The organism is uncultured Kriegella sp. (genome assembly GCF_963975415.1).
Lineage (GTDB): Bacteria > Bacteroidota > Bacteroidia > Flavobacteriales > Flavobacteriaceae > Kriegella.
Genome location: NZ_CAXBGN010000003.1, coordinates 365,222 through 379,810 on the forward strand (window position 1 = coordinate 365,222; position 14,589 = coordinate 379,810).

At 39.2% G+C, this 14,589-nt stretch carries 16 protein-coding genes; 10 read left to right on the forward strand and 6 right to left on the reverse strand.

Annotated features, from left to right (window positions below; all coding sequences use genetic code 11):
* From AACZ88_RS08295 to AACZ88_RS08305, 3 genes are read left to right on the forward strand one after another with little or no spacing between them, the layout of a single operon-like run.
* On the forward strand, positions 1-906 hold the full coding sequence (locus tag AACZ88_RS08295; RefSeq protein ID WP_339708821.1) for a mechanosensitive ion channel domain-containing protein: 906 nt from the start codon (positions 1-3) through the stop codon (positions 904-906).
* Positions 885-1,772, forward strand: coding sequence for a DUF6268 family outer membrane beta-barrel protein (locus tag AACZ88_RS08300; protein WP_339708823.1), 888 nt, complete (start codon positions 885-887; stop codon positions 1,770-1,772). Before AACZ88_RS08295 ends, AACZ88_RS08300 begins: the two co-directional genes overlap by 22 nt.
* A 9-nt stretch (positions 1,773-1,781) precedes the next feature.
* Positions 1,782-2,945, forward strand: coding sequence for a sigma-54 dependent transcriptional regulator (locus AACZ88_RS08305; protein ID WP_339708825.1), 1,164 nt, complete (start codon positions 1,782-1,784; stop codon positions 2,943-2,945).
* Between the two features lie 39 nt (positions 2,946-2,984).
* Here AACZ88_RS08305 and AACZ88_RS08310 read toward each other — a convergent pair whose 3' ends face one another.
* A complete protein-coding gene (locus AACZ88_RS08310) occupies positions 2,985-3,692 on the reverse strand; it encodes a hypothetical protein (protein ID WP_339708827.1) in 708 nt (235 codons plus the stop codon).
* A 197-nt stretch (positions 3,693-3,889) separates the two neighbouring features.
* Here AACZ88_RS08310 and AACZ88_RS08315 point away from each other — a divergent pair, with 197 nt between their 5' ends.
* The 3 genes from AACZ88_RS08315 (at position 3,890) to AACZ88_RS08325 (ending at position 7,263) form a co-directional block, all read left to right on the forward strand.
* Positions 3,890-4,774 (forward strand): PPK2 family polyphosphate kinase, encoded by an 885-nt coding sequence (locus AACZ88_RS08315; protein WP_339708829.1) that lies wholly within the window; start codon positions 3,890-3,892, stop codon positions 4,772-4,774.
* A complete protein-coding gene (locus AACZ88_RS08320) occupies positions 4,771-6,168 on the forward strand; it encodes a M28 family peptidase (protein WP_339708831.1) in 1,398 nt (465 codons plus the stop codon). The genes AACZ88_RS08315 and AACZ88_RS08320 overlap by 4 nt, the downstream gene beginning before the upstream one ends.
* Positions 6,169-6,330: 162 nt before the next feature.
* Positions 6,331-7,263 carry a peptidylprolyl isomerase gene (locus AACZ88_RS08325; RefSeq protein WP_339708833.1) on the forward strand — a complete coding sequence of 311 codons (933 nt, stop codon included), beginning with the start codon at positions 6,331-6,333 and terminating at the stop codon, positions 7,261-7,263.
* Positions 7,264-7,893: 630 nt separating this feature from the next.
* Here the strand turns inward: AACZ88_RS08325 and AACZ88_RS08330 are convergent.
* The 4 genes from AACZ88_RS08330 to AACZ88_RS08345 form a co-directional block, all read right to left on the reverse strand.
* Positions 7,894-8,088 (reverse strand): cold shock domain-containing protein, encoded by a 195-nt coding sequence (locus AACZ88_RS08330; RefSeq protein ID WP_089895197.1) that lies wholly within the window; start codon positions 8,086-8,088, stop codon positions 7,894-7,896.
* 186 nt (positions 8,089-8,274) lie between these two features.
* Entirely contained in the window at positions 8,275-8,664 is a 390-nt protein-coding gene (locus AACZ88_RS08335; protein WP_339708839.1) for a hypothetical protein, read from the reverse strand.
* A gap of 5 nt (positions 8,665-8,669) precedes the next feature.
* On the reverse strand, positions 8,670-9,518 hold the full coding sequence (locus tag AACZ88_RS08340) for a hypothetical protein (RefSeq protein ID WP_339708841.1): 849 nt from the start codon (positions 9,516-9,518) through the stop codon (positions 8,670-8,672).
* A gap of 183 nt (positions 9,519-9,701) precedes the next feature.
* Positions 9,702-10,340 carry a peroxiredoxin gene (locus tag AACZ88_RS08345; protein ID WP_339708843.1) on the reverse strand — a complete coding sequence of 213 codons (639 nt, stop codon included), beginning with the start codon at positions 10,338-10,340 and terminating at the stop codon, positions 9,702-9,704.
* Between the two features lie 169 nt (positions 10,341-10,509).
* Here AACZ88_RS08345 and AACZ88_RS08350 point away from each other — a divergent pair, with 169 nt between their 5' ends.
* Positions 10,510-11,055 (forward strand): YfiT family bacillithiol transferase, encoded by a 546-nt coding sequence (locus AACZ88_RS08350; protein ID WP_339708845.1) that lies wholly within the window; start codon positions 10,510-10,512, stop codon positions 11,053-11,055.
* Positions 11,056-11,137: 82 nt separating this feature from the next.
* Here the strand turns inward: AACZ88_RS08350 and AACZ88_RS08355 are convergent, their stop codons facing one another.
* Positions 11,138-11,695, reverse strand: coding sequence for a thioredoxin family protein (locus AACZ88_RS08355; protein ID WP_339708847.1), 558 nt, complete (start codon positions 11,693-11,695; stop codon positions 11,138-11,140).
* A 325-nt stretch (positions 11,696-12,020) separates the two neighbouring features.
* Here AACZ88_RS08355 and AACZ88_RS08360 point away from each other — a divergent pair, with 325 nt between their 5' ends.
* The 3 genes from AACZ88_RS08360 (at position 12,021) to AACZ88_RS08370 (ending at position 14,576) form a co-directional block, all read left to right on the forward strand.
* Positions 12,021-12,326 (forward strand): phosphoribosylpyrophosphate synthetase, encoded by a 306-nt coding sequence (locus AACZ88_RS08360; protein ID WP_339708849.1) that lies wholly within the window; start codon positions 12,021-12,023, stop codon positions 12,324-12,326.
* Between the two features lie 289 nt (positions 12,327-12,615).
* Positions 12,616-13,536 (forward strand): bile acid:sodium symporter family protein, encoded by a 921-nt coding sequence (locus AACZ88_RS08365; RefSeq protein WP_339708851.1) that lies wholly within the window; start codon positions 12,616-12,618, stop codon positions 13,534-13,536.
* Complete coding sequence (locus tag AACZ88_RS08370) at positions 13,533-14,576, forward strand: lysophospholipid acyltransferase family protein (RefSeq protein ID WP_339708853.1); 1,044 nt, start codon at positions 13,533-13,535, stop codon at positions 14,574-14,576. Before AACZ88_RS08365 ends, AACZ88_RS08370 begins: the two co-directional genes overlap by 4 nt.
* The last annotated feature ends 13 nt before the right edge of the window (positions 14,577-14,589 follow it).

Here is a 14,589-nt window from a genome sequence, read left to right on the forward strand (position 1 = left end):
ATGGAGTATTTTAAAGACATAATGTCTGCAGTAAACAGGTTCCTTTCACGCAGAATTATCGATACCGATAATATCGACATTACCATTGGTACATTGTTGACCATAATTATTGTATTGATTGTCGTAACGTACGTACTTCGGTTGGTCCATAAATTTGTTACGGCAAAACTACCCGAAGCCGATAAAAATAAGTTCGTAAGTATTTTTAACTTTCTCAAGTACTTACTCTATATACTTATTGTTGTTACCGTGCTTCATGCTTCAGGAGTCAATCTTACGGTTCTGCTGACGGCATCTGCGGCGCTGTTCGTGGGTTTGGGTTTTGCCCTTCAGTACCTTTTTCAAGATATCATTTCGGGTATCCTGATAATTTTAGATCAATCGTTACATGTCGGTGATGTAATTGAGATTGATAATAAAGTAAGTCGGGTATTCGAAATCCGATTGCGAACGACTAGAGCTTTGACACGGGATGATAAGGTTATTATTATACCCAACCATGTGTTTTTAACAGATAGCATTTACAACTATACCCAAAATCATAATATTACAAGGGAATCTTTGAAAATCGGGGTTGCCTATGGGAGCGATGTTGCAAAGGTGACTCGAATTCTAGAGGAAATAGCTGAAAGTAATGACGATGTTCTCAAAAGCCCAAAGGCATTCGTGCAATTCGATGATTTTGGAGATTCGGCGCTTCTGTTTTCCCTTAATTTTTTTATAACCAATAGTTTTGGGGCTCCTGGAATAAAAAGTCAAATGAGATATAAAATTGACGCTGAGTTCAGAGATAACAATATAAGTATACCCTTCCCTCAAAGAGATGTGCATGTTTATCAGCACAGTCCTTTTCAACACAGCAGGGTCGAAAACGCAACAAAAGAATGGGGATTAGGAGACGATTGAGTCACGGCTGTTTTTTTTTGTTACTCTTTATTGGCGCCTTTGGCCTAGCTCAAACGCCGGACGTTTTTAGATTAGAGTATATGTTGATGCCCAGAAATGATTCCGATGTTGAATTGTCACGGATAAAATTGGTGGCCAATATGCCTATAAAGGTTAAAGATTCGAATGCTATCATTATCGGCGGCGAGTACAATCGTTTAGCCTACGATTTACAACGAAATGATATAACACTTGGCGAACAAGAGGGTCCGAATCATTTCTATATCGTAGATTTTAATTTGGCCTATGTATTGAAATATAACAAAGACTGGAGATTTATCGGCGTGATTACACCCCGATTGTCATCAACATTGACCAATAGGTTGGAAAATGGCGATGTTTCTTTAAATGCAACGGTCGGAGCTTTTAGAGATAGACAAGACCTTGAGAAACCGACACGATTGGTACTTGGCTTGGCTTATAATTCGACAGTTGCCTTGCGAATCCCTTTGCCCGTTGTTTATTTTGAAAAAAGATTCCATCCCAATTGGACGTATGTTGTAGGGGCCCCAAAAACGGGTATGAAATATCACTACAAGCAAAAGCATATATTACAGACGGAATTTATTTTAGATGGATATTATGTGAACCTGCAGAACACCTATACCTTGCCCGATGCCGGTTTTGCATCGTCGATTTCTTCATCTGCCGCTTTGGTTACATTAGGGTATTCCTATAACTTTACCAAAGTAATGTCGATATATGCATTTGCAGGGCATACCTTGTTTCAAGCTGGAGTATTGAGGGATATCGATAGAAATGATATTTTTACATTGAACGATGACCCCGGGTTTTATTTCAGAACTGGGTTTAGAATAGGACTTTAAATTAGAATTATGTCAAAAATTTTGGTAATTGAAGATGAGGCGGCCATTAGAAGAGTATTGGTGAAAATTCTTTCGGAAGAAAACGAGGTTTATTCGGTGGAAGAAGCAGAAGATGGTCTAAAAGGATTGGAAACCATTAAAAATAATGATTTTGACCTTGTCTTATGTGATATTAAGATGCCAAAAATGGACGGTGTCGAAGTGCTGGAAGCAGCGCGCAAGATCAAACCGGAAATTCCGTTTATCATGATTTCCGGTCACGGTGATCTTGATACGGCTGTGAATACCATGCGATTGGGTGCATTTGATTATATTTCAAAACCACCTGATCTTAATCGCCTATTGACCACTGTTCGAAATGCCCTTGATCGTAAAGAGCTTGTAGTTGAAAACAAGATTTTAAAGAAAAAGGTTAGTAAAAATTACGAAATGATCGGTGACAGTTCAGAAATCACGGTCATCAAAGAAATGATAGAGAAGGTAGCACCCACTGATGCTAGAGTTTTGATAACGGGATCTAACGGTACCGGTAAGGAACTGGTAGCGCATTGGCTTCATGAAAAAAGTCAGCGTAGTAGTGGGCCGTTTGTTGAGGTCAATTGCGCGGCCATACCATCAGAACTGATAGAGAGTGAGTTGTTCGGGCACGTCAAAGGAGCTTATACTTCTGCGGTTAAAGATCGTTCCGGAAAGTTTGAAACAGCGAATAAGGGCACTATTTTTCTTGATGAAATAGGAGATATGAGCCTTTCTGCACAGGCCAAAGTGCTTCGGGCCTTACAAGAGAACAAGATTTCCAGGGTTGGTTCCGATAAAGATATCAAGGTAGATGTGCGTGTGATAGCGGCGACCAATAAAGATTTAAAAAAGGAAATAGATGAAGGCCGTTTTCGTGAAGACCTTTATCATAGGTTGGCTGTTATTTTGATAAAAGTTCCCGCATTGAACGATCGCCGTGATGATATTCCCTTGTTGATAACACATTTCACTAAAAAGATTATTTCGGAGCAAGGCATGCCTTCCAAAACATTCTCTGATAAGGCAATTACACTCTTAAAAGGCTATGATTGGACAGGAAATATACGGGAATTAAGAAATGTGGTCGAACGCCTGATTATTTTGGGTGGTAATGAAGTTAGTGAAGAAGACGTTAAGTTATTTGCCAGTAAGTAACCTGATAATTGTCTGAAAAGAGAATCTTTTCAATAAGCTTTATTTCGAAGACCCGACACAATCCTTTAACTGATTTAAAGCATTCTTGGTGATTTCCTTAGTTTTTAAATTGTAATATTTCTTTTCTTCGGAGAGGTTTTCAGTAAGTAATTTTTGCTCACAATTGTCATAAATGCGTTGCGCAAAGGCACGTGCCTTGTTACAATCGACAGTCTCGATGACGTGGTTTATCGATTTTTGGTACTTCTTAAGAGATTCGTCTATTCGCTCTTGGTATGTACGAGGGTCTAGTGGTTCGTAAGAGTTATCGGGCTGCTCTCCTTCCGACACTGTATTCATTTCAAGAATATCATTATCATATTCGCCTTTGTGAAGGTCGTGTTCTTCAAGTTCTTTTAGGCTGTACGCTATTGTTTGAAGTGCCCTGTTTAAAAGGAGCCGGGTACTATCTGAAGTACTGGCTCTAGTAGCCATGATAAGATTTTCGAGGCTATCTTCAATAGCTTTGGTGGCAGATGTGCAACTGCAACTTTCCAATTGTTTTTTAGACTTCTCAATGGCCTTTAAAGCCTTATAGGTATAAAAGTGCGCTTGATTTATATCTTCTTTGGTTATAGCTTTTTCGGTCTGATCTTTCACAAATTCCATGTTCGACCTTACATAGTCGCAGGCAATGCTTGGTCTAAAGGAAGAAAATAAGACCATAGCAATGACTAACGTGAAAAACGTAACAAAATGTTTCTGCATAGCACTGTATTTAACATGTAAAATCTGGGACGATTTACCCTACAAAGGTAGGTATTCATTGACCTCGCGCCCTATTTATTCGATGGAACGCCCATGGAATGCAAAAACTTGGATAAACTGAATAGTAGTTAGGATGAACGGCTCTTTTTTTTTGGTCATTGATGTATTTCAACGGTAAAAAATTTTATCTTCAACCTATGAAGAATATAGATTTGAACGATTTTAAGGTCGAAAAAGCAATAAAGTTGATTGATTCTCCTACATCCGGCGCTTTACAGGCATCTGAGAAAAAACTTAAAAAAGAACTCGAAGCTATTAGGGAAAAACTTGGTGATTTTCAAGATATACTCTATGCCCATGCCAAATACAGCGTACTTGTCTGCCTTCAGGGAATGGATACGGCCGGCAAGGATAGTCTTATTCGTGAGGTCTTTAAAGATTTTAATGTTAGGGGTGTTGTTGTACACAGTTTTAAGGTACCCACAGAACTTGAGCGTAAGCACGATTATTTATGGCGCCACTATATTGCCTTGCCCGCTAAGGGCAAGTTCGGTGTGTTCAATCGTACCCATTATGAAAACGTTTTGGTGACAAGGGTACACCCTGAATATATTATGGGCGAGAATATTCCTGGTATTCATAATGTATCCGATATTGATGAAAGTTTTTGGCGGAAGCGCTTTGAACAGATCAATAATTTTGAACGGCATTTGGCTGAAAATGGAACTATCATCTTCAAGTTTTTTCTACACCTTTCAAAAGAAGAGCAACGGCAAAGACTACTCAGAAGGTTGGCATTAAAACGCAAAAACTGGAAGTTTTCCCCTGGAGACCTGAAAGAACGTAAATTGTGGGATGACTATCAAAATTGTTATGAGGATGCGATAAACCGCACTTCGAAACCGCATGCCCCCTGGTTTGTAATTCCTGCAGATAATAAAAAAGAAGCGAGAGTCATTGTAGCTTCTATTTTGCTTGAAGCGTTAAAAAAATACAAAGATATAGCGGAACCTGAACTGGATGAAAAAATAAAAGCTAATTTGGAGACCTATAAACAACAATTGGAAACCAAAGCACTATGATCAAGAAGCTATTTCTTTTATTTCTTTTGACCTGCTGGTCGGGTATTGCACAGATTGAAGATCAAAAACAGATCAAAGCACTTTACGAAGCTGCATTGACTGAAGGCAAGGCCTATGATTGGTTGAATTACCTGTCAAATCAGATAGGAGGAAGGCTTTCAGGGTCGCTACAGGCCCAACGAGCTGTCGATTACACAAAGGCCCAATTAGATTCACTGGGTTTAGATCGGGTTTGGCTGCAGCCCGTTATGGTGCCCAAATGGGTACGCGGAACACCCGAGTTCGCTTACTTTGAAACTGTACCGGGCTTGTCAACGAATGTTCCTATTTGTGCTTTAGGTGGTTCTGTTGCGACACCGCTAGGCGGATTGAAGGCGGAGGTAATCGAAGTAAAAGGGGTCGAAGAGTTAAAAGCATTGGGTAACGCTAAAATATCTGGAAAAATTGTTTTCTATAATAGACCTATGGATCCTACCTTGATCAATACCTATGCAGCGTATTCTGGTTGCGTTGACCAAAGGTATTCAGGTGCCGCGGAAGCGGCTAAATATGGGGCGGTAGGTGTTATAGTCAGGTCTATGAGTCTCCGGCTTGATGATTATCCGCATACAGGAGCTATGAGCTATGGAGATACTCCGGTGAACCAGCGAATTCCCGCTGCGGCAATCAGCACGAAGGGAGCGAATTTGTTGAGCGCTACGCTTGAATTGAGTCCTGATACCAAATTTTATTTCAAACAAAACTGTCGGCAGTTAGAAGATGTTCAGTCTTTTAATGTGGTTGGTGAAATACGCGGTAGTACCTATCCAGAGGAAATTATGATGGTGGGCGGACATTTAGATTCTTGGGATCTCGGAGATGGTTCCCATGACGATGGGGCCGGTTGTGTGCAAAGTATGGATGTATTGCGTTTATTAAAAAAGACCGGTTATAAGCCGCAACGCACATTGCGGGTTGTTTTGTTCATGAACGAGGAAAATGGATTACGAGGGGGCAATAAGTATGCCCAATTGGCAAAAGAAAAAGGTGAGAAACATATTTTTGCTTTGGAAAGTGATGCTGGAGGTTTTACCCCTAGGGGCTTTTCTTTTGACTGTTCAGACGCCAATTTTGAAAAGGTGCAGGGTTGGAAGGAACTTTTTGAACCCTATTTGATACATTTATTTGTAAAAGGTGGTAGCGGCGCCGATATTGGTCCGTTAAAGAACGATGATATGGTCTTGGCCGGCCTTCGACCAGATTCACAACGTTATTTTGATCATCATCATGCTGAAAATGATACCTTTGAACATGTGAACAAGCGCGAATTGGAACTAGGAGCCGCCACCATGGCAAGCCTAGTTTACCTTTTTGACAAGTACGGTATTGTTCCTCAGAAAAAAATTAAGGGTTAATAGTTTTTTCTTCTTATTAAGGTTTCTTTAAATTTTAAATAGCTTGGAAAATACTGTCGTAGAGCTATTTTGGTTCGCTTGGGGGTTTTATAAAACGCGCTGTGTTCAACTCACAAACTCCGAACAAAATTGTATATTTGCTGCTCACAAAAAATGAGTAAAATGCAAGACGGAATCTACGCAAAATTCAATACCTCGAAAGGGGAAATCTTGGTGAAATTAACCCATGACAAAACTCCGGGAACGGTAGGTAACTTTGTGGCACTTGCCGAGGGTAATCAAGAAAATACTGCAAAATCGAAAGGAGAACCTTATTACGATGGTTTGAAATTTCATAGAGTGATACCTGATTTTATGGTTCAAGGCGGATGTCCTCAAGGAACGGGAACGGGAGATGCCGGTTATAAATTCGATGATGAATTTCATCCCGAACTAAAGCATGATGTGCCAGGTGTATTATCAATGGCTAACGCGGGGCCGGGAACTAACGGAAGTCAGTTTTTTATCACACATGTGCCTACACCTTGGTTAGACAATAAGCATAGTGTTTTCGGGCATGTCGAAAAAGGTCAGGATGTAGTTGATGCCATAGCCCAGGGTGATGCCATCGAGTCTCTTGAAATTATACGTGTAGGCGAGGAAGCTGAAAACTGGGATGCCAACAAGGCTTTCGAAACATTTACCAATTCGGGAAAAGAGCGATTGGCTAAAGAAAAAGCGAGACAAGCTGCAGAACTTGATAAGGTTGCAGCGGGTTTTGATGAAACGGAAAGCGGGCTTCGTTATAAGATCATTCAAAAAGGAACCGGTGCCAAAGCGGAAAAGGGCCAAAAGGTTTCTGTGCATTATGAGGGTTCTTTATTAAACGGACAAGTATTCGATTCTTCTTATAAGAGAAATCAGCCCATTGATTTTCAACTGGGTGTTGGGCAAGTAATACGTGGTTGGGATGAAGGAATTTCGCTTTTGGAAGTTGGGGATAAGGCCCGCTTTGTCATTCCTTCAGATTTGGCTTATGGAAGTGCTGGGGCAGGAGGGGTTATTCCTCCGGATGCCACGTTAATTTTCGATGTAGAATTGATGAACGTCGGCTAAATTTATTAGGCTATTTATACTAAACAACCGTTTTGATACATCAAAACGGTTTTTTTGTACCCCAGTTTTAAGAATCGGGCAAAACGGATCTGTGTGTTGTGAAGTAGGATATTTGTAAGAATAGTATTGGAGTAGCGGAAATACGAGCAGAATATTATCGCGAAGATTTCATACTGAATAAGAGAAGAAGGATGTTGACGATTACTAAAAATATGAGAACACCAAAAAAGGAGAGCATACCAAGAATATTATGAGGTTTCAAAGAGATGGTTATCCATCTACCTATAAAACAACAAAACTGTAAAAAACCCTACCTTTTATCGATTACACCCCGAAAATTAACGGGGATTCTTTTTAGCGGGTACACTTACAACCAATAAGACGATATTGATTACAAGTAAAACTAAAAGTACTCCAAAGAAAGTTATCATGTTTATAGTGGTTAATCAATTGGTTAACGCGGGGAAAACGTTTTTGTTTTATTTGTAGATGTGTATTTATTCAAAGGTTGCGTTGAAAGTTGAACAAAATTACAAAAAAGTATCTTATTTCCTACATTATATAAAAATAACCACAAAAAAAACCCCAACTTTGTAGTCAGGGTTTTACTATAAAAAAGTTTATGCGTACCTAGTCAATTACCTTCACATTTACGGCGTTTAATCCTTTTTTACCTTGTTGTAGTTCAAATTCTACAACGTCACCTTCACGAATTTCATCGATCAAACCAGAAATGTGTACAAAGTGATCTTCGCTTGAACCATCTTCAGTAATAAAACCATATCCTTTGGAATCATTGAAGAATTTTACTGTTCCTTTACTCATAATAGAAAATTAAATATTAAAAATTAAAGGGCAAATATAGTGTTAAATTTTTTAATTGCGTGATTTTTTGGAAGTTATATTTCTGTAAAGATGAAGTTACGTATACATATTTTAAATATTGGTCTAATCGTTTAGGTGCCAACATCATCGGTAAAATGAGATTTTTTAAGATTTAGATGCTTGTTTTTAACTTTCCGGAGTCAATAATTTTTTTACTGAATTGGTAATCTCCTTTGTATCGAGACTTATTATGGCAGACGCTAGGGTCAGTACCGAAGTTGCCCTGTCGAGTATTTTTTGAACCCCTACCAGCTTTTTATAGAGTTGTTGCGTCTCTAAAGTAATCGAGTCGATGTGTTCCAATGAAGAGGCGGCATCGTCCATTACCAAAATGGCAGATTGTGTATAGAGCTCTGTAGTATGTGCCAATGTTTTGGCATGTAACTCTTTTAGAAACTGATTGTTTTCTTTAGTAAGTCGTTCAAAATTTTCATAACGATAGTTCCCCAAAGCATTGGCCATATGTGCAAAATTATCAGCTAGGCGTTTTACTTGTTCGGCAGTCAATTTTCCCATAGCTATCACTTATTAATGTTAAAAGAGTGGGCCAGGTTTTTGAGTTGAGTGCCATGTATTGCCAATTGCCCTTTTATCTCATCTTCGGTTAGTTTGTTGATGTTGTTATAAAGGGCATTGTGCCCGTCGGCTATTGTTTTTAAAACTTCCGAATATATTGCAAGCTCTTCCTGTTTAGCGGTTAGTGCTGCAATCTGTTCATAGTAATCTTCGGTGAACTTTGTGCGTTCAAAGACCGATAGATCTGTGTTGGCTATCAAATCAAAATAGAAACTTTTGATGCTACTTTTTTGAACTTCCAATTTTCCTATTAGGTTGCCCGAGAGATTGAGGTCTAGAAAATGAAGCAGTGTTTGTAGGGGTTCGTTCGCCCGTGTTACATATTCTTTTATTTTCTTTCTGCGGTAGCCATCGGTAAACGCCCTGAGTATTATGGTAGAAATACTGGAATATGCTTTGACGTCTGCCTCTTTTAGCGACAAAGAACCAAATTCACCGGTTGCCAAGGTCTGTGTAAGTTCATCGGTATTGTAATTGGTAAGCTGATTTTTCGAGATATCGGTAAGGCCATAGAAATATCCTCGAGTGGTATGGTAAATCAATGCGGTAATGCTATCGGCCTTTTTATCGGCAGTACATAGACAGGTTTGATTATGTATTTTTAACGCTGCGATACTTTTATGTAGACATTCGTCAGTGCAGTTTTTAGCAAAACTATAGGATAAGGTGTTGAATTTTTCAATGCCTTCGATTGAAGACTCAGAGAATTCGCCTACATGTTTTAGGTTTACACAGCTTGCCAAAGTGGTGGCGATAAGAATTAAAACAAAATTATGTGATAGTGGTTTTTGCATGAAAGCACTTGTGTTGAAATTGACGACATCAATTGTTACAATTTAAAAATAATGCTACACTTTTCTTGCCAAATATTTTAAAATCTTAAGGTCGCAGAGGTCTGGGACGACAAAAAGAAAAAAGAATGCATAAAAAAACCTCCCTAAATCAAGGGAGGTTTTATAAATTATTATCTTGAACGGCTATGCGGTCGGATCTGGTGTCATTCTTAAATAAGGCTTTATTTCTTTAACACCCTTAGAAAACATCTGTTTTGCTTCATCGGTCGCTATCGCTGGGCTAACTACGACATCTTCACCATTTTTCCAGTTGGCCGGTGTTGCCACTTTATGATTAGCCGTTAACTGCAACGAGTCTATTACACGCAAAAGTTCATGAAAATTACGACCTGTCGAGGCAGGGTAGGTAATTATCAATTTAACCGTTTTATCGGGTGCAATGATAAACACAGAACGTACCGTAAGACTATCGTTCGCTTTTGGGTGAATCATATCATACAGGTCAGAAACCTTTTTGTCTTCATCAGCAATAATAGGAAAGTTTACTTTGGTCTGCTCAACTTCATTAATATCCTTTATCCATTCGTTATGTGATGCTGCACCGTCGACACTTAAAGCCAGCATTTTTACGTTTCGTTTGTCAAAATCATCCTTAAATTTTGCTGCGGTACCTAATTCGGTAGTACATACAGGGGTGAAATCGGCAGGATGTGAAAATAAAATACCCCAGCTATCACCGAGATAATCATATAAATTTATCATTCCTACGGAACTGTCAGCCGTGAAATCTGGGGCTTTGTCGCCCAATCGTATTGTTGCCATAGTTTTAATATTTAATGGATTAATTGTTATCCTACAAAATTAGTAGATTAAAGCTAAAATACTTCTTTTTTAGGTTAAAAATGTATTAAAGTTTGGTTTCTTCGCATTCGCAATTATAAATTGAATTAGTATTACAAATATGTTCGTAAAACTTCATTAATTTTAGAGAATGAGAGAAAGCACATTGGAAAAACTTCGCTATCCTATTGGTCATTTTGTAATGCCGGATACTATTTCTGACCTGGAATTGAAAGATTGGGTAGCTCAATTGGAAGCATTGCCCATAGTTTTGGAAGATTTGGTGAAAAACCTCTCCGAAGAACAGTTGAATACGCCGTATCGGCCCGATGGGTGGACGGTTCGCCAGGTAGTACACCATATTGCCGATAGCCACCATCATAGTTATATTCGTTTCAAGTGGGCACTTACTGAAGATAGGCCGGTAATTAAGGCGTATGAAGAAAAAGCATGGGCCAATTTAGAAGATGCCCTTTTTGCACCGATACAGCTGTCGATTACCCATATAAAGAGTATTCATGCTAAATTGGTGTATCTCTTAAGGAATCTGTCGGAAGAAGATTTAAAAAAAGTGTATATACACCCCGATGGAAACATGGAAGTTTCGGTTAAAGAGAATATCGGGAAATATGCTTGGCACGGCAATCACCACTGTGCACATATTGAGGGACTGATACAAAGGGAAGGGTGGATTTGATTTTAACTGCTTTTTTCTAAAAAAAAATAATACTCCCGCCATTTATAAGTCCATTTCGCACCACCCTTTAGAACGAAACTAGTTATTTCATCCATTTGATATTACAGCCAATACTGGGTTTTTGATCTTTACTTACTTCATTCCCTGTTAACAAAGCGTCCATAGCATGGCGCAGGTCGTTTCCGGTCACAGGAATACCGTTTCCGGGGCGTGAGTCATCCAATTGGCCACGGTAAACCAGTTTTAGATCTTTGTCGAACAAATAAAAATCAGGGGTGCAGGCAGCATTGTATGCTCGGGCCACTTCTTGGGTTTTGTCGTATAAATACGGGAAAGTATAATCTTCTTCTTGAGCTGTTCGGGTCATAAGGTCTGGCGCATCTTCCAGATAATTCTCAACATCGTTGCTTGAAATAGCGATGAAACCAATTCCTTTGGCCTGATAGTTCCTTCCCAATTTGGAAATTTCCGGGTTCACGTGTTTTACAAAAGGGCAGTGGTTACAGATAAACATAATCACTGTTGCCTTCTCGCCTTTTAAATCGTTAAGCGCCACTGTTTTGCTCGAAACGGTGTCTAATAGTTCAAAAGAGGGGGCTTTAGTCCCCAAGGGTAACATGTTGCTGGGCGTTCGTGCCATATTTTCGCTTTTTATGACGGTTTTAAATTACTTTGCCACTGATGATTTTGACTAACATACGAACAAAGCATCAAAATTAAAAGTAATTCAAAGATTGCTTCGAAATATATGATCAGCTTTGAATTTTCAGAACAAACGAATTAGTACCCATAAAGGGTACGAAAAATAATCGACATATTTCAAGGCCCGCGCTCTAAAAACACTTGTTTTTTTATTGCGCAATGGTTATCTTAAAGAACCCGTTTTAACTTTTCTGTCGTACTGCAATTTCCGTGTTCGAATTAGGGAAGAATGAACGTATGTATAACATTAAATTTTGAATATTATGGATAATTCATACACATCATTGGCGGAGGCAATTACCAATTTGCAACTAGAAGGTTTTACGGCAGATTTTAATCTGTGCGATGCCGGGGTTGAAAACAAGCACAAAAAGGAGGTGCATTCCGCTGACGAGCTGAATGTGGTCAAGTATTATCGTTTTGAGGGGATGAGCAACCCAGATGATAACACCGTTTTGTATGTTATAGAAACGAACTCGGGAGAAAAAGGGCTGCTTATGGATGCCTACGGTGCCTATTCGGGCAATGTGTCCAAAGAACTAATGGACAAGCTTAAAATGTCGCGATAAATGAACGCTGAGGTGTGTCAAGTTCTAAAATGGCCGACTTCTGCCTGACCAAAATCGCACTGATTTTACAATGTAACGAGTAAGTTGAAAACCCGCTATAAACTTTTAATGAGGTATGTACAATACCGATTTTCGGGCCAATTACTGATGTCTGTTTCATACTTTTCCATAAAATAATCAACCCCTATTTTCAGCGAATGTCTTATCTTGGGTGCAAAGTAATGGAGTGATATAAGGTGATTTTGATTGTAAATATCCTTTCTTAACATTCGCAAAACTTCCAATTTTATTGACTAAAACTGTTTTAGATAACGTACAAATCAACTTTGATGATGAAACGCTGTGGGTGTTGAACATGGCCTTGGCATTGGTCATGTTCGGTATAGCCTTAGAGATTTCTGTTAAGGACTTTCGACACTTGGTAAAAAAGCCAAAACCTGTTTTTACAGGAGTTTTTAGTCAATTCGTATTGTTGCCCGTGGTAACCTTTATATTGGTTTGGTCCATTGAACCCTTGCCCAGCATTGCCCTCGGAATGTTCATGGTCGCTGCTTGCCCAGGGGGTAATATTTCCAATTTTATCACCTATTTGGCAAAAGGCAATACCGCTTTGTCAGTCAGCCTTACGGCTGTGGCGACACTGTTGGCCGTTTTTATGACGCCATTGAATTTGCAGTTATGGGGTTCGATGTATGCCCCCACATCAGTGCTTTTAAAAGAGGTGGCCATAGCACCTTTTGAAATGGTGAAACTGGTGTCGTTACTATTGGGTGTGCCACTTCTTCTCGGTATGGGTTTACATCATATCAGACCGGTAGTAGCAAAGAAGGTGGCGAAAGTATTGAAAGTAGTTTCTTTACTCTTTTTTGTGATTTTGATATTTTTGGCGCTATACAACAACCGTGATATATTTATGGATTATATCTTTTACGTCTTTTGGATCGTGGTATTACATAATATCATAGCCTTTACAACAGGTTTTTCTGTAGCAAGTTTTATGGGACTATCAAAAAGGGATATACGGAGTATAACGATCGAGACGGGAATACAAAATTCAGGTTTGGGGCTCTTATTGATTTTTACTTTTTTCGACGGTCTTGGCGGAATGGCGTTACTTGCAGCATTTTGGGGCATTTGGCATTTGGTATCTGGTTTGTTGCTTGCGGGTTTTTGGGGCTATAGGCCTGTTGAAAAAGAAAGGTTGGCTTGAAAGAAATAGGATATAATTTAGTTAAGGTATGGATCAAGTGCGCGCTCTATTTGTATTTCGGTAAGATAAAAATTTCAGGTTTGGCCGATGTGCCCAAAGATAAACCGCTACTATTTCTGCCCAATCACCAAAGTGCATTGCTTGACGTACTTCTAATCGCCGTAAAATGCAATCGGAAGCCTTACTTTTTAACACGCTCCGATGTTTTTAAAAGTAATTTTCTAAAAACTGTTTTCAATTTCTTTCAAATGATTCCTGTTTACCGAATTCGTGACGGACGGGAATCGTTAAAAAACAATCAAGCTATATTTGATGACTGTGCTCGTTTGTTACAAGACAATAATGCGATTCTGATGTTCCCCGAGGCCAATCATAACCTTCAGCGACGTGTTCGCCCCCTGAGCAAAGGTTTTACCCGAATTCTTTTCAATGCGCTGGAAAAGCAGCCACAATTGGATATTCAAATGGTGCCGGTGGGATTGAATTACCGGGATGCAAAAATATTCCCTGATCGGGTAGCGGTATATTACGGGAAAGCTATTGCCGTGCAAAAATTATACGACCCCGAAGATCTTAGTGGTTCAGTGGAGCTTATTAAAACGGAAGTTTCGAACAGTCTTAAGACCTTGACAACCCATATTGACGACGATAGTAAGTATCAGGCTATTGTGGAAAGGTTGGATGCTATGGGTGTAGATTATTTGAACCCGGAAGAAGTAAATACCGTTTTAGCATCTTTTGAAAGTTCAAATTCGAAACCAATATCAAAACCAAAACCGACATCAAGCCTAAAACTTTTAAAGGTACTTTTCGTGCTATTAAATTTCCCCGTGTGGTTCTTATGGATCTTGACTTTAAAACCAAGAGTACCCGAGATGGAGTTTATGGGCACCTTTCGGTTTGCTTTTGCCTTATTGGTCTATCCCGTTTATTATCTTTTATTGTTCGGTGTTGTAACGGTTATTTGGAGCGGGGTCATCGGTTTAGTGGTAGTTGCCATACTATTTTTGTTTAATGTGGTGCATGTTCGGGTAAGTTGAATTTTACTCTTCA

Bases quoted from the DNA above. Each gene is read 5' to 3' on its own strand.
- AACZ88_RS08310 (WP_339708827.1), bottom strand. From the start codon at position 3,692: ATGCAGAAACATTTTGTTACGTTTTTCACGTTAGTCATTGCTATGGTC.
- AACZ88_RS08350 (WP_339708845.1), top strand. From the start codon at position 10,510: ATGAGAGAAAGCACATTGGAAAAACTTCGCTATCCTATTGGTCATTTT.
- AACZ88_RS08320 (WP_339708831.1), top strand. From the start codon at position 4,771: ATGATCAAGAAGCTATTTCTTTTATTTCTTTTGACCTGCTGGTCGGGT.
- AACZ88_RS08305 (WP_339708825.1), top strand. From the start codon at position 1,782: ATGTCAAAAATTTTGGTAATTGAAGATGAGGCGGCCATTAGAAGAGTA.
- AACZ88_RS08335 (WP_339708839.1), bottom strand. From the start codon at position 8,664: ATGGGAAAATTGACTGCCGAACAAGTAAAACGCCTAGCTGATAATTTT.
- AACZ88_RS08295 (WP_339708821.1), top strand. From the start codon at position 1: ATGGAGTATTTTAAAGACATAATGTCTGCAGTAAACAGGTTCCTTTCA.
- AACZ88_RS08325 (WP_339708833.1), top strand. From the start codon at position 6,331: ATGCAAGACGGAATCTACGCAAAATTCAATACCTCGAAAGGGGAAATC.
- AACZ88_RS08360 (WP_339708849.1), top strand. From the start codon at position 12,021: ATGGATAATTCATACACATCATTGGCGGAGGCAATTACCAATTTGCAA.
- AACZ88_RS08300 (WP_339708823.1), top strand. From the start codon at position 885: ATGGGGATTAGGAGACGATTGAGTCACGGCTGTTTTTTTTTGTTACTC.
- AACZ88_RS08340 (WP_339708841.1), bottom strand. From the start codon at position 9,518: ATGCAAAAACCACTATCACATAATTTTGTTTTAATTCTTATCGCCACC.
- AACZ88_RS08315 (WP_339708829.1), top strand. From the start codon at position 3,890: ATGAAGAATATAGATTTGAACGATTTTAAGGTCGAAAAAGCAATAAAG.
- AACZ88_RS08345 (WP_339708843.1), bottom strand. From the start codon at position 10,340: ATGGCAACAATACGATTGGGCGACAAAGCCCCAGATTTCACGGCTGAC.
- AACZ88_RS08330 (WP_089895197.1), bottom strand. From the start codon at position 8,088: ATGAGTAAAGGAACAGTAAAATTCTTCAATGATTCCAAAGGATATGGT.
- AACZ88_RS08355 (WP_339708847.1), bottom strand. From the start codon at position 11,695: ATGGCACGAACGCCCAGCAACATGTTACCCTTGGGGACTAAAGCCCCC.